General features: G+C 65.1%; 23 protein-coding genes and 1 pseudogene. 9 read left to right on the top strand and 15 right to left on the bottom strand.

What is annotated here, in order from left to right; translation table 11 throughout:
- Window position 1: 1 nt before the first annotated feature.
- Window positions 2–628, top strand: a pseudogene (locus tag N4J17_RS01740) (adenosylcobinamide-GDP ribazoletransferase); the annotation flags it as partial.
- On the opposite strand, the gene N4J17_RS01735 reads toward N4J17_RS01740, so the two are convergent.
- The 4 genes from N4J17_RS01735 to N4J17_RS01720 all read right to left on the bottom strand — a co-directional run bounded on the left by N4J17_RS01735 (window position 557) and on the right by N4J17_RS01720 (window position 5,220).
- The gene (locus N4J17_RS01735) at window positions 557–2,671 is read right to left on the bottom strand and encodes a transglutaminase TgpA family protein (RefSeq protein ID WP_232470707.1); all 2,115 of its coding nucleotides are present in this window, start codon (window positions 2,669–2,671) and stop codon (window positions 557–559) included. The pseudogene N4J17_RS01740 and the gene N4J17_RS01735 sit on opposite strands and share 72 nt — an antisense overlap.
- Window positions 2,668–3,633 carry a DUF58 domain-containing protein gene (locus N4J17_RS01730; protein ID WP_198324048.1) on the bottom strand — a complete coding sequence of 322 codons (966 nt, stop codon included), beginning with the start codon at window positions 3,631–3,633 and terminating at the stop codon, window positions 2,668–2,670. The genes N4J17_RS01735 and N4J17_RS01730 overlap by 4 nt, the downstream gene beginning before the upstream one ends.
- A gap of 11 nt (window positions 3,634–3,644) precedes the next feature.
- Window positions 3,645–4,556, bottom strand: a complete 912-nt coding sequence (locus N4J17_RS01725) for an AAA family ATPase (protein ID WP_198324028.1) — start codon at window positions 4,554–4,556, stop codon at window positions 3,645–3,647.
- Between the two features lie 139 nt (window positions 4,557–4,695).
- Complete coding sequence (locus N4J17_RS01720; protein ID WP_198324029.1) at window positions 4,696–5,220, bottom strand: DUF4136 domain-containing protein; 525 nt, start codon at window positions 5,218–5,220, stop codon at window positions 4,696–4,698.
- Window positions 5,221–5,420: 200 nt separating this feature from the next.
- Here N4J17_RS01720 and N4J17_RS01715 point away from each other — a divergent pair, with 200 nt between their 5' ends.
- The 3 genes from N4J17_RS01715 (at window position 5,421) to asnB (ending at window position 9,594) form a co-directional block, all read left to right on the top strand.
- On the top strand, window positions 5,421–5,840 hold the full coding sequence (locus N4J17_RS01715; protein WP_198324030.1) for a Rap1a/Tai family immunity protein: 420 nt from the start codon (window positions 5,421–5,423) through the stop codon (window positions 5,838–5,840).
- A gap of 126 nt (window positions 5,841–5,966) precedes the next feature.
- Window positions 5,967–7,718, top strand: coding sequence for an ArnT family glycosyltransferase (locus N4J17_RS01710; protein ID WP_198324031.1), 1,752 nt, complete (start codon window positions 5,967–5,969; stop codon window positions 7,716–7,718).
- Between the two features lies 1 nt (window position 7,719).
- Window positions 7,720–9,594 carry an asparagine synthase (glutamine-hydrolyzing) gene (gene asnB / locus N4J17_RS01705; protein WP_198324032.1) on the top strand — a complete coding sequence of 625 codons (1,875 nt, stop codon included), beginning with the start codon at window positions 7,720–7,722 and terminating at the stop codon, window positions 9,592–9,594.
- On the opposite strand, the gene N4J17_RS01700 is transcribed toward asnB, so the two are convergent.
- The 5 genes from N4J17_RS01700 to N4J17_RS01680 form a co-directional block, all read right to left on the bottom strand.
- A complete protein-coding gene (locus N4J17_RS01700) occupies window positions 9,584–9,736 on the bottom strand; it encodes a type II toxin-antitoxin system RelE family toxin (protein WP_198324033.1) in 153 nt (50 codons plus the stop codon). The two genes, asnB and N4J17_RS01700, sit on opposite strands and share 11 nt — an antisense overlap.
- 128 nt (window positions 9,737–9,864) lie before the next feature.
- Window positions 9,865–10,662: a 5-oxoprolinase subunit PxpA gene (locus tag N4J17_RS01695; protein WP_198324034.1), complete on the bottom strand. Its 798-nt coding sequence runs from the start codon at window positions 10,660–10,662 to the stop codon at window positions 9,865–9,867.
- 8 nt (window positions 10,663–10,670) lie between these two features.
- On the bottom strand, window positions 10,671–11,660 hold the full coding sequence (locus N4J17_RS01690) for a biotin-dependent carboxyltransferase family protein (protein WP_198324035.1): 990 nt from the start codon (window positions 11,658–11,660) through the stop codon (window positions 10,671–10,673).
- Entirely contained in the window at window positions 11,657–12,346 is a 690-nt protein-coding gene (gene pxpB, locus N4J17_RS01685; RefSeq protein WP_198324036.1) for a 5-oxoprolinase subunit PxpB, read from the bottom strand. Before pxpB ends, N4J17_RS01690 begins: the two co-directional genes overlap by 4 nt.
- Window positions 12,347–12,350: 4 nt before the next feature.
- Window positions 12,351–12,602 (bottom strand): hypothetical protein, encoded by a 252-nt coding sequence (locus N4J17_RS01680; protein WP_198324037.1) that lies wholly within the window; start codon window positions 12,600–12,602, stop codon window positions 12,351–12,353.
- 597 nt (window positions 12,603–13,199) lie between these two features.
- On the opposite strand from N4J17_RS01680, the gene N4J17_RS01675 reads away from it, so the two are divergent.
- Both N4J17_RS01675 and N4J17_RS01670 read left to right on the top strand, forming a co-directional pair.
- Entirely contained in the window at window positions 13,200–14,009 is an 810-nt protein-coding gene (locus tag N4J17_RS01675; RefSeq protein ID WP_198324038.1) for a hypothetical protein, read from the top strand.
- 280 nt (window positions 14,010–14,289) lie between these two features.
- Window positions 14,290–15,717 (top strand): amidohydrolase family protein, encoded by a 1,428-nt coding sequence (locus N4J17_RS01670; protein ID WP_198324039.1) that lies wholly within the window; start codon window positions 14,290–14,292, stop codon window positions 15,715–15,717.
- An 85-nt stretch (window positions 15,718–15,802) separates the two neighbouring features.
- Here N4J17_RS01670 and N4J17_RS01665 read toward each other — a convergent pair whose 3' ends face one another.
- Window positions 15,803–16,654 (bottom strand): aldo/keto reductase family protein, encoded by an 852-nt coding sequence (locus N4J17_RS01665; RefSeq protein ID WP_198324040.1) that lies wholly within the window; start codon window positions 16,652–16,654, stop codon window positions 15,803–15,805.
- A gap of 10 nt (window positions 16,655–16,664) precedes the next feature.
- Complete coding sequence (locus N4J17_RS01660; RefSeq protein WP_232470708.1) at window positions 16,665–17,279, bottom strand: class I SAM-dependent methyltransferase; 615 nt, start codon at window positions 17,277–17,279, stop codon at window positions 16,665–16,667.
- A 414-nt stretch (window positions 17,280–17,693) separates the two neighbouring features.
- Here N4J17_RS01660 and N4J17_RS01655 point away from each other — a divergent pair, with 414 nt between their 5' ends.
- Complete coding sequence (locus tag N4J17_RS01655; protein ID WP_198324042.1) at window positions 17,694–18,008, top strand: hypothetical protein; 315 nt, start codon at window positions 17,694–17,696, stop codon at window positions 18,006–18,008.
- Between the two features lie 20 nt (window positions 18,009–18,028).
- On the opposite strand, the gene N4J17_RS01650 is transcribed toward N4J17_RS01655, so the two are convergent.
- Together N4J17_RS01650 and N4J17_RS01645 are read right to left on the bottom strand one after the other, a co-directional pair.
- Window positions 18,029–18,352 (bottom strand): hypothetical protein, encoded by a 324-nt coding sequence (locus tag N4J17_RS01650; protein WP_198324043.1) that lies wholly within the window; start codon window positions 18,350–18,352, stop codon window positions 18,029–18,031.
- A gap of 19 nt (window positions 18,353–18,371) precedes the next feature.
- Entirely contained in the window at window positions 18,372–19,667 is a 1,296-nt protein-coding gene (locus tag N4J17_RS01645; protein WP_198324044.1) for an ammonium transporter, read from the bottom strand.
- 337 nt (window positions 19,668–20,004) lie between these two features.
- Between N4J17_RS01645 and N4J17_RS01640 the strand changes: the two genes are divergently transcribed.
- Window positions 20,005–21,180 (top strand): porin, encoded by a 1,176-nt coding sequence (locus N4J17_RS01640; protein WP_232470709.1) that lies wholly within the window; start codon window positions 20,005–20,007, stop codon window positions 21,178–21,180.
- A gap of 50 nt (window positions 21,181–21,230) precedes the next feature.
- On the opposite strand, the gene N4J17_RS01635 is transcribed toward N4J17_RS01640, so the two are convergent.
- Window positions 21,231–22,175 (bottom strand): IS110 family transposase, encoded by a 945-nt coding sequence (locus N4J17_RS01635; protein ID WP_338457625.1) that lies wholly within the window; start codon window positions 22,173–22,175, stop codon window positions 21,231–21,233.
- Between the two features lie 149 nt (window positions 22,176–22,324).
- Window positions 22,325–22,789, bottom strand: a complete 465-nt coding sequence (locus tag N4J17_RS01630; RefSeq protein WP_198324200.1) for an SWIM zinc finger family protein — start codon at window positions 22,787–22,789, stop codon at window positions 22,325–22,327.
- Here N4J17_RS01630 and N4J17_RS01625 point away from each other — a divergent pair.
- Window positions 22,779–23,024: a hypothetical protein gene (locus N4J17_RS01625; RefSeq protein ID WP_198324199.1), complete on the top strand. Its 246-nt coding sequence runs from the start codon at window positions 22,779–22,781 to the stop codon at window positions 23,022–23,024. The two genes, N4J17_RS01630 and N4J17_RS01625, sit on opposite strands and share 11 nt — an antisense overlap.
- The last annotated feature ends 21 nt before the right edge of the window (window positions 23,025–23,045 follow it).

Genomic DNA, 23,045 nt, shown 5'->3' with positions numbered 1-23,045 from the left:
GGTGCAGTTCCTGACCCGTCTGCCGGTGCCGCGCGCCGTGGAATTCTCCCCGCGCGCCCTGGGCCTTTCGGTCGTGTGCTATCCCGCCGTAGGCCTTTTGATCGGCGCGGTCCTGCTGGCCGCCCGGCTACTGTTGCAGGATGCCGGTCCTGCCCTGGCCTCGGCCTTGGTGTTGCTGGTCTGGGTACTCGTCACCGGCGGGCTGCACATCGACGGCCTCGCCGACAGCGCCGACGCCTGGGTGGGCGGCCACGGCGATGCGGAGCGTAGCCTGACGATCATGAAGGATCCCCGCTCCGGACCGATCGCCGTCGCCACCGTCGTACTGCTGCTTTTAGTGAAATTCGGTGCCGTCGCCGAGCTTTCCGGCGGGCTGCCGTTGCTCATCGCCCCGCTGGCTGCGCGCGGGCTGGTTCCGGCGCTGCTCATCACCACCCCCTATGTGCGCAAAGGCGGGCTGGGCAGCCCTCTGGCGGAGCATCTGCCGCGGTGGCTGGCCGTCGTCGCCGTGCTGTTCGCGGCGGCGACGACGCTGGTGGCACTCGGGCCCTGGCCGCTAGTCGGGGCCGCGACGGCCGCCTGGCTGCTGCGGGCCATGATGCTGCGGCGCCTCGGTGGCTGCACCGGCGACACCCTCGGGGCCGCCATCGAGATTGCCGAGGCCGCGGTGCTGGTGGCCGCCGCGCTGACGTGACGGGATTTCCCGCGCCAGCGCCTTCAGGCGTTCGAGCGCGGCTGGTTGAATTGTGCCGCCGTAGCGGATGGCCAGAAACAGCGCCGTGAACCGGCCGAAGGATTCGGCCAGATCGGGCCGGGTGCGGGCGACACGGGTCGCGAAATCGCGCATGCCTTCGGCGGGCGCGCGGACGAGTCCCTGGCGTTCGAGTTTTCGGGTGGCCCGCCGATAGAGTCGCAGGGCTGGATCGGCGATGGGCCGGCTGCGCGGCCACAACAGGGCGAAGGAGGTCAGGGCGAGGAGCCCGAGCAGGCCGGTCAGCCCAAAGATCAGCCGGCCCCAGTCGATGACCCCTAAGCGCTCCAAAAGCCGGCCCTGGTTCTCCGGCCCGTAGGCCAGCACCCACCGCACCCAGGCGTGGTCGACCGCATCCCACAGCAGTCCGGCCTCGCGCACCAGGCCGTGCAGACTGGACAGCCGGTCTCCCCAGGCCTGCGCCACCGGGCCGGCGAACACCACCGCGCCGTCGGCGCCGGCCGCGAATTCCAACTCGCGCTCGATACGCTCCGGTGCGACCGCGGCGGTGGGATCGATTCGTGTCCAGCCGTTGTCGTCGATCCAGATTTCCGCCCAGGCGTGGGCGTCGGCCTGAGTGACTTCCAGGAAACGTCCCACTGGGTTCCAGTGTCCGCCCTGGTAGCCAGTGACCACTCGCGCAGGGACACCGGCGACGCGCATCAGGTAGACGAAGGCCCCGGCATAGTGTTCGCAGAAGCCGCGCCGGGTGTCGAACAGGAAGCCGGCGACCGGGTCGCCCTCGATGGCCGGCGGCCGCAGGGAATAGATGAACGGTTCGTCCCGGAAATGGCGCAAGGCCCGCTGCGCGACGGCGTCGGCGGATGGATTCTCCAGCAGCCAGCTTTCCACCAGTTCCCGCACCCGCGGGTCGGGCATGCCGGGAATCTGCAGGGCGCGCCGCCGTTCACCCTCGCTCAATGGGTCGAAGGCCGCCGCCGGGCGCGACGACAGCACGTAACGTCGGCGTTCGCGGACCGGTTCCGCGGCGAGGAGGAAGCCGTCCTCGGCGCGCGTCAGTCCGGCCGGCAGGGTTTCCGCCGTCTCCAGCGGAAACACCCAGCGCCGCCGTTGCGGCTCCAGGGTGAGGGCGTAGCGGTAGCGGTCGCCGGACAGCCGCGGCGGCTGCCGGGCCGGACGCGGTTCGTCGTAACCGGCGGTCCAGCGGCGGCCGTCGTATTGCCAGAACACCGGGCCACGCCAGTAGCGCTCCTGCGGTGGCGGCAGGGCGCCTTCGAAGTCGACACGGAAGACGGTTTCCCGCGACAGGCCGAGCCGGCTGATCGCGCCGGGCTCCATGGAATCGCTCAGTCCGGTCGCACCGCCGGGTTCGTCTTCCGGCAGCTTCCACAACGGGCCGGCGATGCGGGGCAAGAACAGGAACAGCACCACCATCACGGGGATGGCCTGCATCACCAGCTTAGCGCCCAATCGCAGCCGGCCGGCGAGGCCGAGGTTCTCGCCGCCGTTCAAGCCGATCAGGCAGCTCATCAGCAGCGAGACCACGGCCAAGGTGTGAACGGCGATGGCGATGCTCTGGGAGAACAGGTATTCGGTGACGGCGACGAACAGTGCCAGGTAGACCACCAGGTACAGGTCGCGCAGGCTGCGCATTTCGAGCAGCTTGAGGCCCAGCCCGACCAGGAACAGGGCGGTGCCGCCCTCCCGCCCGTAGAACTTGTGGAAGTGCAGATACACCAGCCCCGCCCCGGCCACGGTCAGCAGGAACAGGCTGATCCGGGAAGGCATTGGCGCTTTCCGGTACAGCGCCGCTAGCCGCCAGCCGCAGGCCAGCCAGACGAAACCGGGGATAGCGGGCGGCAGGTCGGCCGCATGCGGCGTCACCCCCAGCGCCAGGGCGGCGCACAGCAACGGCAGGTTGCGCCGGAGGAGGTCGGCTGACAGTGGCGGGCGGCTCATTTGCCGAACAGCGCCAGCGCTTCCAGACAACGGGCCCGATGGGCTTCCCCCCGACCTTTCCCGATCACCACGCCGGGCAGACGCAGGCTGTAGCGCGTACCTGCCGCATCGGCGTCCAACACCCAGCGGCACAGACGGGACAACCGGGCCTCAATGTCGGCCCCGGGCGTGTACTGCCAGTCCAGGACTAGCTCCGCCGCTTCGCCGCCGGCATACTGTTTGACGTGTACACCCTGGCCCTTGGCCACGCCCTTCCAGTGGATGCGCTTCAGCGGATCGCCCGGCCGGTAGCCCGTAAAGCCATAAAAATCCTCCTCCTCGCCGGGGTTGGGGCGCGCACCGTGGCCCAGCGGGGGACTCGCAGGCGGCTCGATGCCGGGGGGAGCCGGACGGGGATAGACCAGCGCCCGCTGGCGCAGGTTGACCGGCGACCAGGCGCGGAACAGCCCAAGTGGAAATGACGTATCGAAAGTCACCGTGGGCAGTGGCAGCCAGCCGCGCTTTTCGGCTTCGGCATGGAGAATCAGGGTGGCCGTCGATTGCGGTGCGACGTCGAAGCGGATCGTCGTCGCTGTGCCGGCCAGTCGCGCGCCGAGGCCGAGCCGGTGAATGCGCGAAGGGTTGTCCAGATGCAGTTCGAAGCGCGCCGGCTCCCCGGCGAACACCGGTGGTGCCTTGCCGCGGCGCACGCTCAGCCCCGCCAGATTGCGGAACGCATACAGCGTGGACTGCATGGCGATGCCGGCCAGCAGGAAGGTCAGGATGAAAGCGAGGTTGTTGCTGTAATGGATCGCGGCCAGGAACTGGATGGCCAGCAGCAACGCCAGTCCGAATCCGCGCCGGTTGGGCAGGATGAACACGCGGCGGTGGGTGAGGGGGATCGGCCCGTCCACGGCCTTCTCGCCCCGGAAGAATCGGCGGAGGTCGAGGCGCTCCTTCCACTCGGTCGGCACTGAAATCACTGCGATCCTCTTCAAGGGATGGCGACATCCCGCAGCAGCGGCGCGACGGTTTCGGCCACACCGCCTCCGCCCGATGCGAGCTTCAGCCGGTGGCCGGCTATGGGCGTCAGGACGGTTTGGACGTCCTCGGGTAGCACCGCCGTTCGTCCCTCCATCAGCGCCCAGGCCTTGGCGGCGTGGAGCAGCGCCAGCCCCGCCCGAGGCGACAGCCCGCTGTGGTAGAGCGGGGACTCCCGGCTGAAATGGAGCAGTGCCTGCACGTAGTCCAACAAGGCCGAAGAGACGTGGATACCACGCACCCGCTTCTGCAGCGCCAGCAGTTCCTCCGCCGGCAGGCAGACCGGCAGTTGCGGCAGCAGGGCATGGCGTTCTTCCCCCATCAGCAGCTCGCGTTCGGCCCGCGGGTCGGGATAGCCCAGCTCGATCCGCATCAGGAAGCGGTCGAGCTGGGATTCCGGCAAAGGGAAGGTCCCGATCTGGGTATTCGGGTTCTGGGTGGCGATTACGAAGAACGGCTCGGGCAGCGGGCGGGTCTCGCCTTCCACGGTGACCTGCCGCTCCTCCATGGCCTCCAGCAGCGCGCTTTGCGCCCTGGGCGTGGAGCGGTTGATCTCGTCCGCCAGCACCATGGAGTTGAACACCGGGCCGGGATGGAAACGGAAGCTGTGGGTGGCGGCGTCGTAGATCGAAGAGCCCAGCACGTCGGCCGGCAGCAGGTCGCTGGTGAACTGGATGCGCTGGTATTTCAGGCCGAGCAGCGCCGCCAGAGTGCGGGCCAGCGTGGTCTTGCCGACGCCGGGCACGTCCTCGATCAGCAGGTGGCCGCGCGCCAGCAGACAGCAGATGCACAGGCGGATGGGCTGTTCCTTGCCAAGGATGATGGAATTGGCGGTTTCGAGCAGGCGGGAGAAAACGGGCTCCATGTCTCATGCGGAAAGATTGATTGGCGGATCGTCTGTCGGTCTCCGCTTCTATGGGACTTGAGTTAAGCGTAGGGCGGAACCGGCACCCCGGGCTCCGCCGGAACGGACTCTATATTTTGAGGTTGACCGCGGGCAGCCATCAGGATCCCGCCGGTTTCGGCGGGAACCCTTGGAACAGTTTGTCCATGGCCTCCTGCATCAGCGCGGTGTTCTTCTGCGGATCGTCGGAGATGGTGTCCGTCGCGGTGCCGCGCCAGATCGGCTGTTTGGTCCGGCTATCGAACATGTCCACGATGATCGTGCCGACGGTGTATTTGATCACTTCCGACTGCGCCATACCCATGTGGCCGTAGCCTCCCCAACCGCTGTAGAACGTATCCACCCGTTCCTGTTCCTGGGACGTCACCTGGACCCCCAGCGCCACATCGCTGGGCCCCGCCGCCACCTTGCGCCAGCCTTTGGCCGAGAGCTGGGCATCCACCGCCTGGACTATTCTTTCTTCTATCAGGGGGTTGCCGGTCCGCGGCGTCTTGATCCAGGAATAGGTATGGTATTTCGAAAAATCCGCGGCCGGGTCGTAGTCGGTATGGACCTTGATGTCCAGGTCGGCGCAGGCGGCGGTCGTCGCCAGGATGGCGCCGAGCAGTGTTCCTCGAATGTTCATGTTTTCTCCTGAAGGCGTGGAATCCCGACAGTCCGGGGATAAACTGAGGTTATCATATCGTTTTGACCGACATGGAGGGATTGGACTTCCGTGGCGAAGCTTTTTTCTGCGGCGGTAGCGGCTAGAATGTCACCGGAAAATGCGCTTTCCGGAAGCTCCGGGGCGGGTTGCATCCTTACGGTTCGAAGGGGCGGAACAACATGAACATCAAGGCGATTGCGGCAGGGGCCATAGTGGCGGCGAATATTTGCGGAACTCCGGCTGGGGCGGTGACGGTGGACGATTTCGTCATCCGCGGCGCAAAGGACCTGGCGGATCTGTGCGCGACGCAGCCCGCCGATCCGGCCTACGTCGCCGCTCTCCAGTTCTGCTACGGCTACCTGCAGGGTGCCTACGACTATTACCTGGCCGAACGCCAAGGGCCCGATGCCGAACACTTCGTCTGTCTGCCCAAGCCGGAGCCGTCCCGCGAAGCAGTCGTTGGCCTGTTCCTCGCCTGGCTCAAGTCGCATCCGGGGCACGACAGGGAACCGGCCATCGAAGTGCTGTTCCGGTTCGGCACGGACCAATGGCCTTGCCCGGCGAAGCATGATGCCGCGAGCTCCGGGCCCAAATCCTGAAGGACTTTCCTCCGTTGTCGCCGGAGTGTGTCCTCAGTGCTCCGATGTCCCGGCCGGTTCGTCTTCCAGGACTGATCCGGCGGGCCCCTCCGTTTTCCATCCGCGATAGAGCAAGCATTCCAACGTATGTCCATCCCTGTCACGACCGCCGGCGCCCCGGCGTATAGCCTGGAGCGCTGGCTGCCGGCGTTCGCCTTTCTTTTCGCCGCATTCCTGTTGTTCGTGCATTTGGGCGATGCGCCACTGCTGAGCCCGGACGAAGGGCGCAATGCCGAGGTCGCCCGGGAGATGCGCGAGAGCGGCGCCTGGCTGGTGCCGACCTATGATGGCCTGACCTACCTGGACAAGCCGGCCTTCTATTTCAAGACGGTGGCCCTGTCGTTCGCGCTGTTCGGAGAATCCGAGGCGGTGGCACGCCTGTCTTCGGCGCTGTTCGCGCTGTCGCTGCTGACGGTGCTGTTCCTGTTCTGCCGCCGGGTCTACGATACGCGCACGGCCAGCCTGGCGGTCCTGGTGGTGGCGGCGACGCCCTTGTACTGGGCCTTCGCCCGCATCGTCATCTTCGACATGACGCTGGCATTCTTCGTGTGCTCCGCCATCATCGCCTGCTATCTGGCGGAAGAATACGAGGGCAGGCAGCGGGAACGCTGGTATCGGGTCGGCGCCCTGGCGGCGGGATTCGCGACCTTGGTGAAGGGGCCGGTCGGTTTCATCGTGCCCAGCCTCGTCGTCGCGGCATTCAACAAGCTCGAGGGGCGCGAAGGGGCTTTGCGGCGCTGCTTCGCCGGGCCGAACTGGCTGATCTTCCTGGCGGTGGTGCTGCCCTGGTTCGTCGGGGTGTCGCTGCAATGCCCGGATTTCCCTTATTACGGCATCATGAAGGAGTCGGTGTCGCGATTCACCACCACCGAATTCCGCCGCACCCAGCCGTTCTATTTCTACGCCGTCATCATCGCGAGCTGCTTCTTCGCTTGGAGCCTCTTGCTGCCGGAGTCGATCGTGGCGGCCTGGCGGGCCCGGCGGCGCTGGTCTCCACCGGACCGGCTGTTCATCGTTTGGGCCATCGTGGTGGTCGCATTCTTCTCCGTATCGCAATCCAAGCTGCCGGGTTACATCCTGACCGCCATCGTCGCGCTCGGCGTGCTCGCCGCCCGTGTTTTCGCCCTCGCCTGGGCCAACGGGGCGGGGCGGGCCGCCGCCATCGTGCAGCGCGGCACCGTCGCCCTGTTCGCTCTCGCCGCGCCGGCAGCCGTCGTCCTCGCCACCGCCGCATCCGATGCCCTGTGGCTGGAGCGGGTGCTGGGGCTCGGGCGTAAGACGGCGGAGTTTCTCCAGCCGGGTTTGCTGGCGATGGTCGTCTCGCTGGGCGTGGTGACCGCGCTGGCCGCGTTCGCCTGGCGGCGGCGCAATTTCAAAGTGGCATTCGCCGCCTTTTTCAGCTTTCCGGCGCTACTGATCACACTGAATTTCGATCTGCTCGCGGACTATGCCGACCGCCGCTCGGGCCGTAGGCTGGCGGCGCACATGCCACAGCTTCCCGCCGAGGTGGAAATCGCCTGCCTGGACTGCCTGCCCAACGGCCTGCCGTTCTACCTCAAACGGCTGATCACCGTCATCAGCGACGACGGGCGGGAGTTCACCAGCAACTACGTGCTGTTCAGCCTCCATCGCGGTGAGCCATGGCCGGAGCAGGTGGTGCCGCTGGCGCAGCGGGACGCCTGGCTGGCCGGCCGCGACCATCCGGTATTCGTGATGGCCCGGGGTGACGACGTGGAACAGCTCGATACCATCGCGGAAAAGTACGGCGCCAGCCAGATCGAGCTGGGGTTCGGCTATTGGGGGGCACTGCTGGCGCCTTCCCGGAAGGAAGGGCTTTGACATGTGCGGGATCAGCGGAGTGGTGCAACTGGAAGGCGCGGCCGACACGAGCGCGCTGCGGCGCAGCGTGGAAGCCATGGTCAAGGCGCTGGCTCATCGCGGTCCCGACGACTCCGGCGTGGCTGGCGATGGTTCGGCGGTGTTCGGTATGGCCCGCCTGGCGATCCGCGGCTGTCACGACGGCAAACAGCCGATGGTCGATGCCGAGACCGGCGTGATGATGGTCTGCAACGGCGAGATCGACAACCACGCCGAACTGCGGACTTGGCTGGCGCAGCGCGGCAGGCCCGTCGAACATGCCACTGACGTCGCGGTGATCCCTGGACTGTACCTGGAACTGGGCGACGGCTTCGTCGAGCGGCTGGTCGGCGCCTTTGCCCTCGCTGTCTGGGACCCCCGCAGCGGCCGGCTGCTGCTGGCCCGTGACCGGGTCGGCGAGCGCCCGCTGTTCTATGTTTGCCGCGATGGCCGAATCAGCTTCGCCTCCCAGGCGGCCGCGCTGGTGGCTGGGAGCGCCGAGCCGTACCGGGCCGACAAAGCCGCCGTGCAGGCCTTCCTCAAGGCGGGCTATTTCGAGGCCCCGGCCAGCCCCTTCGAAGGTGTGCGGAAAGTGCTGCCGGGCGAGCGGATCGCCATCGACACCCAGGGTGTCGAGCGCACCCGCTACTGGCGCCTGGATTTCACCCGTGGACCAGCGCGCAAGAATCCGCTGGACGAATTCGATGCCGTGTTCCGCGAGGCGGTGCGCCGCCAAAGCGAGGTCGAGGTCGATTTCGGCGCGTTCTTGAGCGGCGGGGTCGATTCCTCCCTGGTCACGGCGGTGATGCGCAGCGTCCATCCGGACCGCAAACTCAAGGCCTTTGGCCTGCGCTTCAGCGAAATCTCCTACGACGAAGGCGTTTTTGCCGAGCGCGTGGCGCAATCCCTCGGGGTCGACTACACGCCGATCTGGGTACGGCCCGAAGATTTTCCCGAGACCCTCGCCGATCTGGTCCGTCAGTCCGGTGAGCCGCTAGCCGATCCGGCCTGGGTACCCACCGCCCTGCTGGCCCGGCGCGCCTCCGACGAGGTGCGGGTGGCGTTGGTGGGGGAGGGAGCCGATGAGCTGTTCGGCGGCTATCCCACCTATTTCGGTGCCCGCCTCGCCGAGCGCTACAGCCGCCTGCCGAGAGGACTGCGGGCGTTGATCCGCAAGGCGGTGGAAGCCTGGCCGGTGAGCGACAAGAAGGTGACCGTATCGTTCCTGCTCAAGCGCTTCGTCCAGGGCGACGAACTGGATTTCCTGGCTCGCCACGTCCTGTGGACGTCCAGCATTCCGCCCGCATTGCTGCGGAGGTTGGGCGTGACGCTGCCCGAGATACCGCGCGTCGCCGGCCCCCGCGAAACCATGCTCGACCGGCTGCAGCAGCACGACCTGGAGACCTCGCTGGCCGAGGGGCTGCTGACCAAGGCCGACCGCGCCAGCATGCGCTCCGCGCTGGAGCTGCGGGCGCCGTTCCTGGACAAGGACGTGATCGAATTCGCCGCCACCCTGCCCGAGCGCGAACGGGTGCAAGGACTGGAAACCAAGGTGTTCCTCAAGCGCCTGGCCCTGCGCTATCTGCCCAAAGACATCGTCTACCGCAAGAAGCGCGGCCTGTCCGTCCCCCTGGCCGCCTGGCTGCGCGGCCCCTTGCACGACTGGGCCGAAGCCCGGATTTCCAGTCCGCGTCTGGACGAAATCGGCATCAACCGCACCGCGGCCCTGGAGCTGCTGCGCGAGCACGACCGCCGCAGTGCCGACCATGCCCGCGCGCTCTGGACCTTGATCGCCGTGAGTGAATGGCTGGAGTGGAAGGCCGGGGTGGAAGCGCACCCGGCTGTATTCACCGCTTGACCGCGGTCAGCGCGACGGCGTTGCGCTCGCCTTTGCCCACGGCCACGAACAGTACGGGCAGTTCGGAATCCCGAACTTCGTACACCAGGCGGTAGCCCGCCGATCGCAGCGTGAGCTTGTAGCGGTCGTTCCGTCCGGACATCGGCGACTGCGTTCCGCTCAAAGTCGTCTGGCTTGCTCATCTCATGAGTGCTCCCTCCTGCCGGCTCGATACGAGTCGGTTCACAGTTGTCCGTGATCGTGTCGTCGCCACGGAAGCGCTGGGGGGCTTTACACCGGCTGCCGGGCGGCTGCGTCGGGGAGCCATCCGTCCAACGCCGCCACGCCGATGCCCCGTGTCGCCAGTTCCATGCGCAGGCGTCGGGCGAAGCCCGCGGCGTCCGGACTGTCCCCGTGCAGGCAGAGGGTGTCCACGGGCATCGGAATGACCGTCCCGTCGCGGGCGGTCACTTCGCTGCGCTCCACCATGCTCAGGACTTGGGCGACGGCTTCGGCCGGTTCCTCAATCAACGCGTCCGGGCGGCTGCGCGGCGTCAGTGTGCCATCCGGTTCGTAGCGGCGGTCGGCGAAGCCTTCACGCGCGACCGCCAAGCCCACTGCTTCTCCGGCCCGGACGAGATGCGACCCGGCGGGTCCCACCAGGATGAGGTTCGCGTCGAAGGCTCGGACCGCGGCGGCAACCGCTTCGGCCATGGCCGGATCGGACGCAGCCTGGCTGTACAGTGCGCCGTGCGGTTTGACGTGGACCAGCCGCGCGCCGGCAGCCCTGGCGAAAGCGGCCAGCGCGCCGATCTGGTAGAGCACCAGATTACGGATCTCGTCCGGATGCAATGCCATGGGGCGGCGCCCGAAGCCCTGGCGGTCCGGCAGCGACGGGTGGGCGCCGAGGGCGACGCCGCGGCTCACGGCCAGACGTACCGTGTCCGCCATGACGTCCGGATCGCCGGCATGGAAGCCGCAGGCGATGTTGGCCGAGGTGACCAGTTCCAGCAGGATTTCGTCCTGGCCCATGCGCCAGGAGCCGAAGCTTTCGCCGAGGTCGGCGTTGAGGTCGATGGTTCGTGCCATGCGAGTTCTCATGAGGATGGGCTGTTCAATGGCCAGCGCAGGCCCAGGCTGGTACGCAGCCGGCGGAGCTGCAGGGCGCGGATGCGGTACAGCGTCTGCGCTCGTTCCACCGGGATGGGTTCGAAGCGGACCGTCTCTCCCGGCCTCAGCTGCGCGAGCCGCGGATGGTCGACGCTCGCCACTGTGCCCAGCACTGGATAACCGCCGGTGGTCTGGCGGTCCACGCCCAGCAGGATGGGCTGGCCGCCTGGCGGCAGCTGCAGCGTGCCGAAGGTGACGCCGGTGGAGAGCCGTTCGGCGGCGGCCGGGTGCAACAGCGGTCCTTCCAGGCGCAGGCCCATCCGGTCGGAGGACTGTCCGACCCGGAAGACGTCCGCCTCGAGGGTGCGCCGGTCTACATCAGGCAGCGCTTGCCAGTCCGGACCCGGAATCAGGCGCAGCCGCGCCGGACATTCCAGCGGCAGCGCCTTGTGCCATGCCGCACACCAGGCCGGTACGTAAGGGCGGGACGGCTCATCCGGCAGGGCTAGCCTGCTTTCTCCCGTCTCGATCACATCGCCCTTGCCCAGCGGCCGTCCCTTGAGTCCGCCGAAGCCCGCCCGAAGGTCGGTGCCGCGGCTGCCCAGCACGATCTCCGCTTCGAAACCGCCGGCGACCGCCAGATAGGCGCGGCAGCCCAGGCGCGGCCGGCCGAAGCCGAGCCGCGAGCCGGCGGGCAGCCACACCGGCCGCCAGCCGGGGAGCGGCCTGCCATCCACTTCCGCAGAGAGATCGGCGCCGGTGAGGGCTACCCATGCGCCGCGTTCGAAGTGCAGCCTGGGGCCCTGGAGCGTCATTTCCAACACCGCGGCAGTCGCCGGATTACCCACCAGCGCATTGGCGATGGCGGCGGAGTGGCGGTCCATGGCGCCGCCCGGTGTCACGCCCAGATGCTGGCAGCCAGGGCGGCCCAGGTCCTGCAGTGTGCTCAGGAGGCCGGGATATTCCACCCGGATCACCGGACTTCCCCCTTCAGGTGCGACTCGTATTCGTCCGGACCGATCGGCACGAAGCGCAGCCGATCGCCCGGTGCCAAAAGGCAAGGCGGCTCGCGCAGCGGATCGAACAGGCGCAGGGGAGTGCGGCCGATGAGCCGCCAGCCGCCGGGACTGGCCTGCGGATAGATACCGGTCTGTTCGCCTGCGATCCCGACCGATCCTGCTGGTACGCTGGCACGTGGCGTACCATGGCGCGGCATCGCCAAGGCAGGATGAAGGCCGCCCAGATAGGCGAATCCGGGCGTGAAGCCGAGAAAATACACGAGGTATTCACCGCCGCTGTGACGGGCGATCACCTCCTCCGGGGTGAGTCCGCAATGGCGGGCCAGTTCGTCCAGATCCGGCCCGTGCTCACCGCCGTAACAGACCGGGAGCAGGATATGCCGGTCCTCGAGGACGGCGCCGCCTTCGTCCGCGAGGTACGGCGTCACGGCTTCGACCAGTCCGTCATGGCTCCAGACGCCGGGATCGTAATGCAAGGTCAGGCTGGCATAAGCCGGGACCCGGTCAGTGATGCCGGGCAGGCCGGCCAGCGCCTTCGACAGGGCGACGGCGCGCCGGTTCAGCGCCGGATCGATCCGGTCGCCGAAAACGATCAGCAGGGCGCTGTCGCCCAGCGGCACGATGCGGCGCTGGCTGACGCTCATGGGCTCACGTCCGGCGCTCGGCTTTCAGTTCCGAGTCGTCGCCCAGATGTATGAAGATGCGTCCCTCGGCCTGCTCGCCGCTGGCACGAAGCCATCCGCGTCCGCTCACTGGATCGTTCTCGTCGAAACCCGACCAGGAAAAATCGAAGCGAGGTCTGCCATCGATCGTTTCGATCCGTCCGTCGAGATCGCCCTGGTGTTCGGGCGTCAGCGGCCGGTCGACAGCTGCGAATTCGTAGTATCGGTATTCGCTCATGGCGATTTTGGTCAGGGTGACGGAGGGAAAGACCGGTCTGAAAGTCTACTTTGATTGTCAGGCAGAGGCACATGCATGGTGTGGACTATTTCACGCTACGGCGAAGGGCACGCGGTGTGCTCGCGTTTCCGGCTGTTGCTATGCCGGAGGTCATTCAGGGGAGGGTATCCGGTTCCCCCCCCCATTTCGACGGCTGGTGTTTATCGCTGCCCGAACAACCTGACCGACCACGCTGCCAAGCAATTTACACTACATTGAGGGACTCAACCCGTGGCGTACCGCATAATCCCGCCGTGAAGCCTCCCCCTGATCCTCAGCTGTCGAGACCCGTGGTCCGGAAGTTCGCCGAGTGCCAACCTATATTTCTTCCCTTGCTTTATTTCGTAACCGGGCCTAACGTTCTGAATGTGGCGTCGAAGGTAAGCTCAAACTGCTTGAGGTCGATTGCATCGCATTCATGGGACGCCGCTTGCATTGCGACCACAATTAAGGGCCAATGCGTCGGAGCGTCAGTCAAGGTTATTTCATAACGATTTCCAGCCCCCCCGCTTTTTAATAATGCTGGCCAAAATAGAAAACGACCATTAGGAGAGCGAAATGAAACTTACAAGGCCCCTTCTTGAATTGCTCGCAGCAATGGCATTGTTCCTTTCGTTTGTATCTGCGGCCAATGCCGATGTTGCCGCTGACTATCTGCTCGATCGTCCTGCATTCAAAGCCACCACGAAATCGACCGATAGCCTGACATTTAACCTATATGATGACCAGGCGTGCACCCATCAGGTATTTACTCACAGCCTGTTGGCGGGAGATTCCTCTATTTCTTATGAAAAGCCGACCACCCAAAAGGTGAAAGGAGGGACAGCACCAGCGAAGACGATTCTCCTGCATACCACCCTTCCGTTCACGACGCCTCCAGGACCTCTCTTTCTCGTAGTCACTGGCCCCGGCATAGTTCCCGTGGGTGGGGCATGCCAGGTTCAGATCGGAACCGGGCCATACCGTTCTCGATATTTTACTTCCGGCGCGCTCAATACCCGCTCCCTCGATGCGACATCTACGTTCCAGAAGATCGACGACTTTTTGACATTCAACAAAGCGGACGTGGGCAGCCGTATCGAAGTCACTCTGAATGCGCTCGTTTTTGGGGGTAACTTTAGCGGTACCAATGGGGTCCAATTTCAGGTGAGAATAGACGACAACCCGCCAACACAAGGAAACCTGGGTGCCATCACGACCACAAACACGAGAGAGTTTCTTTCTATTTTTGCGGTCTTCGAAGGGCTTCCCGCGGGAAGTCATACCGTCAGCGTATGGGCGAGGAGCGCCCCGGCCGGTATGTCAAATGGCGTAACGCTGGATGCCGGCGGCTGGGGCGGTCGCATCATAGTGAAGGAAACTTATTGATTCTGTCGATGTATCTGGCCGGCCGATGGCGTATGGAAGCGCCATCCACCGGTTATCTGATCACTGCCACGTTGGCGTGGTGCCCTGTCTCAAATCCGGAGTTAGCCGATCCGGGCCCCAGGCGGGATATTCCGGATATCCCGCCTGGGGGTTGCCGTCACACGGTCAGCCAGCGCCTGGGGCCGGGAATATGCGGGTCTTCGACGGCACAGGAATCTCACTTTCGGCTGAGCCCGTTGGAATGACCGCCGCATTTCATCGACAGTGTGGGAGACGGCTCATGAACAGTCCGTTGCCGTCGATCTTGCTCTGTCTGATCACGGCCCTGTTCGGGTGCGCTTTTGGGCCGCCCCCGACCGTGACCGAGGCGGAGCTTGATGCGTCCCATCTCCTCATCCGGAATGCTTCCCTCCTGATCACCGTGGATCCGGCCCTGGGCGAGGGGCCTCTCGGGATCGTCGAGGGCGGGGACGTGCTGCTGGAAGGTGGCAGGATCGCCGCGGTGGGGCGTGGGCTGGAAGGCGGGGGGCTGGCCACGCTGGAGGCGGCCGGTAAGATCGTCATGCCGGGTTTCGTCGATACCCACGATCACCTCTGGCAGTCCCTCATCCGCGGCTGTGCCAGCGATCGCGATCTCTATGGCTGGCTGGAGACTTGCGTGTATCCCATGGGCCGGATACGGCTTTCGGAAGCGGACGCCTACGCGGCGGTACGGCTCGCCACCCTGGGGCTCATCGGCACGGGGGTCACGACGGTTCTGGACTGGTCCCATGCCTTTAATCCGGATTTCGTCAAGGGCAACCTTGGCGCGTTGCGCGATTCCGGTCTGCGGTTCGTCTTCGCTTACTGGCTCGCCCCTCCATGGGGCGAGGGGTGCGGCGAGGCGGAGCGCATCCGGAAGGGCCTGCTCGGCCACCGGCCGGCGGCAGGTTTTCAGGTCGCAACGCATCCTACCCTGGCGAATCTGGGTCAATTGAAGGAGGCGGTGCGTTGTGCGGAGGAGCTCCATGTGCCGCTCAACGTGCATCTCGGCGAAAGCCCGAAGGACCCGCAGCAGAGGCAGATTCAGGCGCTGGAGCTGTCCGGCGCCCTGGACGGGCAGATGCTGGCCGACCACGCGATTCACCTGACGGATCGGGAGGTGGAACTGCTGGCGCGGCACCGGGTCGCGGTCGCGCACAATCCTCTGAGTAACATGCGGCTCGCCTCCGGCATCATGCGCCTGCCCGAAATGCATGGGGTGGGGCTCAGGATCGGCCTGGGCCTGGACGGCGGAACCGGGGATGGTCCGGACATGTTCGCCGTCATGAAGGCCGCCGTCGGGCTGCAGCGCGCCCGCCTCCAGAGCGCCTCGGGCTATCCAGGCATTGCGGACGTCTTGCGCATGGCGACGCTGGGAGGCGCGGAAGCGCTTGGGCTCGACAAGATTACCGGCTCGCTGACGCCGGGCAAGCGGGCGGACCTCATCATCCTCGACCCGGGAGGCGCAAATTTCGCCCCGCGCTGGGATTGGCCCAGCCAGATCGTCCTCAACGGGCAGCCGGCGAACGTGGAGTACGTCTTCGTTGACGGGCGTGCCCTGAAATCGGAAGGTAAGCTCGTCGAGGGTCAGGAAAAGAACGCCGTGCAGGCCGCGGAGGCGGCGGCACGCAGAGTCCGGGCCGCCTTGGGCGACAGAGGCGTTCGGCCGCTGGCCGGGGGCGAATGAGCCGTGCCGGGATTTCCGGGCGGATTTCCTCGGCCATCCGCCGGTGATCTTCATCGAGTGCCTGAAATAGCTGCCCCTGGGGACATCAGGTCTTCAGCAGGCTGGAGACCGCGGCGCACTGATCCTGCGTCAGCTTGAAATCGAAGATCGCCAGGTCTTCCCGCATGTGTGTTTCCGATGTCGTTCCGGTCAAAGGGACGACACCGATCTGGGTGAGATAGCGGAATAAGATCTGCGCGGGTGTGCGGCCGTGAGTCGACGCCAGAGCCCGCAGCGTGGGATGGGCCAGGATCGACGGATTGGCGGTCAGGGTCCAGAAGCTCTGATAGACGATCCGGTTGTGCCGGCAGAGTTCCCGGACCTCGCGGTCGTACCGGGTCTCCGCATAGAAGCGGTTCTGCACCACGGCCGGTTTGACCCGGCTCAGGCGGTACAGGCGTTCCAGCAGTTCGGGCCGGTAGCAGTTGCTGATCCCCAGCTGCCTGGCGCCCCCGCCGTCGAAGACCGTCTCCATCGCCCGCCATGCTTCCAGCGTGTCCCGCTCACCCGACAACGGCGAATGCAGGATCAGGCAGTCCAGATAAGGTGTGCGGAGATTCTTCAGCGAGGTTTCGAAGGACCGGGCGACTTGCTCGGCCAGGGTCGCCTTCGGGTCATAAGGCATCCGCTCCGGGTCCTGGCCGTCGACGGGGGTGAACTTGCTCTGGAGGTAGAGGTCGGCCCGTTCCAGCCCGGCATTCATGCACGCCGCGAGGCCGGTGCCGACACCCGGCTCGTCGTAGTGCTTGGGTTGGCAGGCGGTGTCGATGCCGCGGAATCCGAGCGAGACGGCCTGTTCCACCAGGGCAGCGGTGCGGTCCTTTTTCCAGGCCGTGCCGTAGATGATGCCGGGTATCCGGACGCCGTAGGCGGAAACCAGGAAACCTTCTTCTTTCATGGGATCAACCTCAGCTGCGGCGCCACACGCTGGCCAGCCAGGGCTGCTGGTCGCGCGGCAGGCCGGCGGGGCGGTAATAGTGTTCCAGCTCCAGGAAACCGGCCGAGGTGAGGAAGCCGCGCCAGGTCTCGAGATCGTAATAAACGCCATAACGTCCGCGGTTCCAGCCTTCCTCATTCCGGCCCCTGGGGTTCGAGGCGAACAGCACGCCCTCGGGTTTGAGCGCGGAGTGCAGCTCGCGGAGAACTCTCGGCAGCTCGCGGCTCGGCACGTGGAACAGGGACGCGTTGGCGAAAATGCCGTCGAAATGCCCGTCCGGCAGGTCGAGTTTGAGGAAATCCTGGTGCCAGACTTCACAGCCGCTGTAATCCCTCGCCATCTCGACGAAACGGAAGGCGCCGTCCAGGCCGATGGCCCGATATCCCAGTTCGGCAAAGGTCTTCAGGTCGCGCCCCGGTCCGCAGCCGAAATCCAGTAAGGTGAATGGCGGTTCGGTCCGGATATGGGAGAGCAGGGCGGCGATATTCTGGCTGACGTCGTGATCGCGCGTGCCTTCGAAAAACGCCTCGGCGTTGCGTTCGTAATCTCTTAGGGTTTCGGCGGCAATCCGGTCCGGCGTTTCCATGATTTCTTTCACCGTTGTGTCGACCCTGGTGGGAAGTGGAATTACTAAGCGTAAAAAAAAGAATGTCAGATCGTCATGCCGGATGGGACCGCGGCATCCACTACTCGCAGGGACTGACCGCCTCGTCATCATCCGGATCGAGTCCGGGGCCGGCTCTGGACGCTGAAGTCCGGGGTCCCGTCCGCAAATGACGGAAAGGTAGTGGCATCACCTTGTTTACGCTTGGTTACCATACTATGGCGCTGGGCAATACGAGGCAATTGCTTTTACGGCCGCAACGGCCGGTTGCGATGAGCTATCCCGGAAACAGTGAGCTGACCGGCAGCAGGGTAATATCGATGCCGGCGGACCTCCTCAGAGGGAGAGGACGGGAGATAATCGGCGGTTTCGGGTACTAAGGACGAAATTCAGGGCATGAACCATATAGACACGTTGATCCGGCTGATCCACCAAGGGCTTTCGACCCAAGTGATGCTGAAGGACGGCAGCATGGTCCGGGGATTCCGCCCGCATGACATCATCGCCAGGGGCGGTGCAGCAGCGGCGGTCGTGGTGGTGCGCGGACGGGTGGGCGAAGAGGACCGGGTCATTCCTTTGTGCGATGTCGTTGGCATATTCAGTGAAGCGCCACGCCGTGTTTTACCGGCGGACGCCGGATTCTTCCAACGCAACCCCGTGCCGCGGGGTTGGACCCGGCTACATCCTGCAGCCGCCTCGGGCGCTAGCTGAGCGGCTCCGCTGTACCGGGCTCAGCGCGGAGCGCAGAGCTGCCGGGCGGCGTCGGAGACCGGCTCGATTTTCCCCGCCGCGTCGATCCGCCACCGGTAACGGGCCTCCATCGCCTTGGAGATCCGCAGGCTGCGCTCCAGGTCACGATGGTCGTCCTCGACGAACACTCGCCAGCCCAGGTCGCGCCGGCTGTGGCTCTGGATTTCCTCCTGGAGGCGCTGGCCGACGGTGGTGCCGGCGCAGGCAGAAGCTTCGACCTTGGCAATGTCCGCGGCCTCGTCCGCGATGGCGGCAGGGGCGGCTGTCAGCGCCAGCCCGCAGAGGGCGATCAGAAACCTGCTCATAGGCGTTCCGGTCGGGCCGTCAGAAGTGATATGCCTTGCTATTGTGCAGGGCGACGTCCAGTCCTTCGGTTTCCTGGTCGGGGGTCACCCGGAGGCCGATGGTGCGGTCCAGAATCTTCAGCAACAGCCAGCTGATCAGGCCGCTCCAGGCGGCGACCGAGCCTACTGCAAGGATTTGGATGAGGGTCTGTTGGCCGATCGTCAGACCCGTGGTGATGCCGGCGCCGCCCAGCGCCTCGGCGGCGAAGGGCGCGGTCAGCACGGTGCCGATCATGCCGCCGACGCCATGCACCGGAAAGACGTCCAGGGTGTCGTCGATTTGCAGCGAGCGCTTGATCCAGTGAATGGCGCCGAAGCAGATCACGCCGGCCGCCGTGCCCATGGCGATAGCGCCCAGCGGTCCGACGAATCCGGCGGCCGGCGAGATCACACCCAGGCCGGCGATCATGCCGGTCAGGGCGCCGAGCAGGGTCGGTTTGCCGAAACTCCGCCATTCCGCCGCCATCCACACCAGCGCGCCAACCGAGGCGCCGATGTGGGTGGTCAGCATGGCCATGCCTGCGGCGCCGGTCGCCATCAGAGCGCTGCCGGCGCTGAAACCATGCCAGCCGACGGCCAGGATTCCGGCGCCGATCGCGGTCAGGGTGAGGTTGTGGGGCGGCAGGAGAGTGCGCGGATAGCCCCGGCGCGGCCCCAGCATCCAGGCGCTGACCAGGGCGGACACGCCGGCGGTGGTATGCACGACCACGCCGCCTGCGAAATCGATGGCCCCGATCCGCGCCAGCCAACCCTCGCCCCACACCCAATGGCAAACCGGCACATAAACCAGCAGAGTCCATATCCCGGTGAACCAGAGCGTGACCGAGAACTTCATGCGTTCCACGATGGCGCCGATCATCAGGGCAGGGGCAAAGATCGCAAAGGTCAGGTGGTACATGCAGTACACCACCTCCGGCAGGTTGCCGTTCAGTGAATCGGCTTTCAGTCCCAGAAGGAACAGGCGTTTGCCGCCGCCGATCCAGGATTGCAGCTCGCCGCCGTCGGTCAGTGCCAGGGTGTAGCCCGCGATCACCCAGAGCACAGAGACCAGCGAAGTCGCGGTGAAAATCTGCACCATGACGGACAACACGTTCTTGGTCCGCACCAGGCCGGCATAGAGCAGGGCGAGACCCGGCATCGTCATGAACAGCACCAGGCCCGTCGAAGTGAGTATCCAGGCGGTGTCCGCCGCGTTCGGCCCTTCGGGCTCGGCCAGCACGGGCCAAGTCAGGCTCAACAGGGCCAATGCCCTCATCATGGCGACTAGAAACTTCATCTTCTCCCCCTGGCCGGCCCTGCTGTCCGGCTTTTGATCACGTTATTGAGGCACCAGCGCCGCCACGGTGCAACGCTAGGCACCATAAGCGTGCGTTCGTGCAGCAACTATGCACCATAACGGCGCGATCCGCATCATCGGTACGCCGAAATTCATCGCAATGGCGATATTTCAATGCCTTGAATCATGGTACGCGTCATGCTTAGCCGTTTCGGCTTGTTGAACTGTGAAGCGACCGGACGATCTTTGAGCTCGATGCACCATGGTGAATCTTTTTTCCTTACCGATACGAGGACCGATCCTCGCCGGGGCTGCCCTGTTATGGGTCGGCAGCGGCATGGCCCCCGTGTCCGGAGCTGGCCTGGAGCAAGCGCGCGGCGTGTTTGAAATGCTGCCGGACGGTACGAATCCGAACGACGCCGGTTGGATGCAACGCCTGCGGCTCACCTTGGGGGGATGGATTGACGCCGGCCTCACCCACAATTTCGATGAACCCGGCTCCGGTTACAACGGTCCCGTGACCTTCTCCGACCGGTCGGACGAGTTTCAGCCAAACCAGGTTTACCTTTACCTCGAACGTGCGGTCGACCGCCAGAGAGAAAGCTTCGACCTGGGTGGAAGGCTGGACCTGATGTACGGCACCGATGCCTGGTTCAGCCAGGCCTTCGGCGATCCCCAGGGAAGCTGGGACCGGCAGATCAGTGACAACAACCGCTACAACCTGGCAGTGCCCCAGGCCTATCTGGAGGCGCTGGTACCGGTGGGGCGCGGCCTCGCAGTCAAGCTGGGTCATTTCTACACCGTGGTCGGCGTGGAATCCGTCATGGCGCCGGAAAACTTCTTCTATTCGCATTCCTACACCATGCAATACGGGGAGCCCTTCACCCACACCGGCATCCGTTTCAGCTACCAGCCCACCGATAACCTGCTGCTGGATGCGGCCGCGGTGACCGGCAGCCAGTTCGCGGGCTGGGACGGCGTATTCGACCACAGCCTCGAGAACTGGGCCTTTGTCGGCGGCGGTACCTGGACCAGCGATTCCGGCGAGACCTCGCTGTCGCTCAACGGCTCGAACGGCACCGTGACCACGGTACCCCGCGGTGAGCTGAGCTTCTATAGCCTGGTCGCGCAGCACGATCTCACACCGCAGCTGCATGCCATCCTCCAGCACGATCACGGCTGGATCGAGGGGGATGGGCAAACCGCGAGCTGGTATGGTCTGGTCCAGTACCTTTCCTACGATCTGGTGGAGGATCTGTCGTTCGGCCTGCGCGGCGAGTGGTTCCGAGACGATGACGGCACCCGTGTGCTTTCGCCGGCTCGGGCGCCGACGATGGGACTGGTCCCCGGCAGCTACTACGCCGTGACCGCCGGGGTGAAATGGTCGCCGCTCCCCTGGCTGACCGCGCGGCCCAATTTGCGTTACGACTGGTCCGACGGCACCCGCCCCTTCGACGATGGCAACGCGACTTCCCAGATCCTGCTGTCGGCCGATGTCATCGTATCGTTTTGACGGCGGCGGTCTCTCCCGGAAAGAGCGCGGGAGAGCAACTGTGTTGGAGGTCAAGCGATTTGTGGGCATGACCAAGGTTTATTTTGTTTCAGCATGGCATTCAGGCTGGTGAGGAGCTTACGCATGGCCGCCGTTAAAGCGACCTTGGCCGGTTTGCCTTTTTCGACCAATCGACGATGGAAGGTGGCGATGGGATTATCGCCTCGGGTAGCGGCCAAGGTCGCCATGTACAGCACCGAGCGCACTTCCGCTCGTCCGCCCCAAATCCTCCGCCGTCCTCGCTGGAAGCCACTGTCCCGATTAAACGGCGCCAATCCCACCAGGGCAGCGATCTCGCGCCGGTTGAGTTTGCCGAGTTCTGGCAGATACGACAGCAACGTGAGCATCGTCACGGGGCCTACGCCCGGTGCACTTTGGAGCAGGTCGACTCGGGTTTTCCAAATGTCCGATTCGCGCAGCCGGTTTTTCAAATCCCCGTCGAGTCGAGCGATATGCTCGTCCAGCCAGGCAATGTGCTCCTTTAAGCCCTGTTTTTGCCGTGAGCCGGCCATCGCCAAGCGGGTTCTCTCTTGGGCGCGCATCTCCACTAATTGCCGTCGCCGGGCGACCAGTTCCACCAAGGCTTGCTCTGCCTCGGTCCGGCCGGCGCGAACTTCGGGGCGCACGGCCTTGGCGAAATGGGCCAATACCAGGGCATCCAGCTTATCGGTTTTCGCGAGCCGGCCGGTGGCCTTGGCGAAGTCACGCACTTGGCGAGCATTGACGACGGCCAACGGCAGTCCGGCCACTCGACCGGAAGCCGCGAGCAAGGTTTCGAGTCCCCCGGTCGCCTCCAAGACGACTAACGCCGGTTGGAGCGTGAGGAGTCGCTGGATCAGTGCCGTGACCCCTGCCTCATCATTGCTAAAACGCTCGACCCCGCCCTCGGGACTGACTCCCAAATCCAAATACGCCTTCGATACATCCACCCCGGCAAATCGCTCTTCGTTATTCATGTCGTACACACCCCACCTTGTAAAAATTCGGACTTCCGTCCCAGCAACTGTTCGGGCTCTGCCAACAAAAGAAGAAAGACGATCCACGCTCTCCCACAAGCTCAATTTCTCGGCTTCGAGGGTCAACGATCTATCTTCCTCCGAACCTCTTATTCATACCTCCGTGGCTCAGGGAAGAACATACAAGGGTCCTGGTCGAGCTGCGCCGAAAGCAGATAACAGAGGCCGGCGATGTGCTTGCAGGGATTCTGGTAATCCGGGCAGGAGCAGCGGGTCTTGAAGTCCTTCGCGCCATGGGGCAGCAGGTGCAGGTCGAGCAGTTCGAACGGTTTCTCGATGTTTTCCGGCATCTCGTTCAACAGCAATCGCGAGACGAACGCGGCGCGGGAGCCCAGGTGGCGGACCAGCAGCGCCCAGTCGCTGTCGCGGATGGGGCTGAGCGAAATCGCCGTGTCGTAAGTGGGTTCCTGGTAGATGCCGTAATAGGGGTTGGCATTGCCGCGAATCTTGGCCGAAACCTCACCCTTCCTCCATACCTTTCTCGAAGCGCCGCTCGATGTGGACGAGATGAAAAGGTACTGCGCGGAGGTGGAGGGTCCGAAAATGGCCAACATGATCGAGGCGGGCAAGACGCCGGTGCTGCCGCCGGCGGAACTCGAGGCGATCGGCTACAAGATCGCGGTATATCCGCTGACGCTCCTGAACGTCTCCATCCGCGCCATGCGCGAGGCGCTCGAATGCATCCGCCGCGGCGAGCCCGCCAACGTGCTGGGCTTTGAAGACCTCAAGGCGGCGGTCGGCTTTCCTGAATACTACGCCGAGGAGGCGCGCTACAAGCTTCCCCAGTGACGGCGCGGTTTCGTCTGGGAT

The organism is Methylococcus capsulatus, from assembly GCF_036864975.1.
Taxonomy (GTDB): Bacteria; Pseudomonadota; Gammaproteobacteria; order Methylococcales; family Methylococcaceae; genus Methylococcus.
Note: the sequence above shows the minus strand (reverse complement) of the source record. Positions and strands in the feature narration are given on the sequence as shown.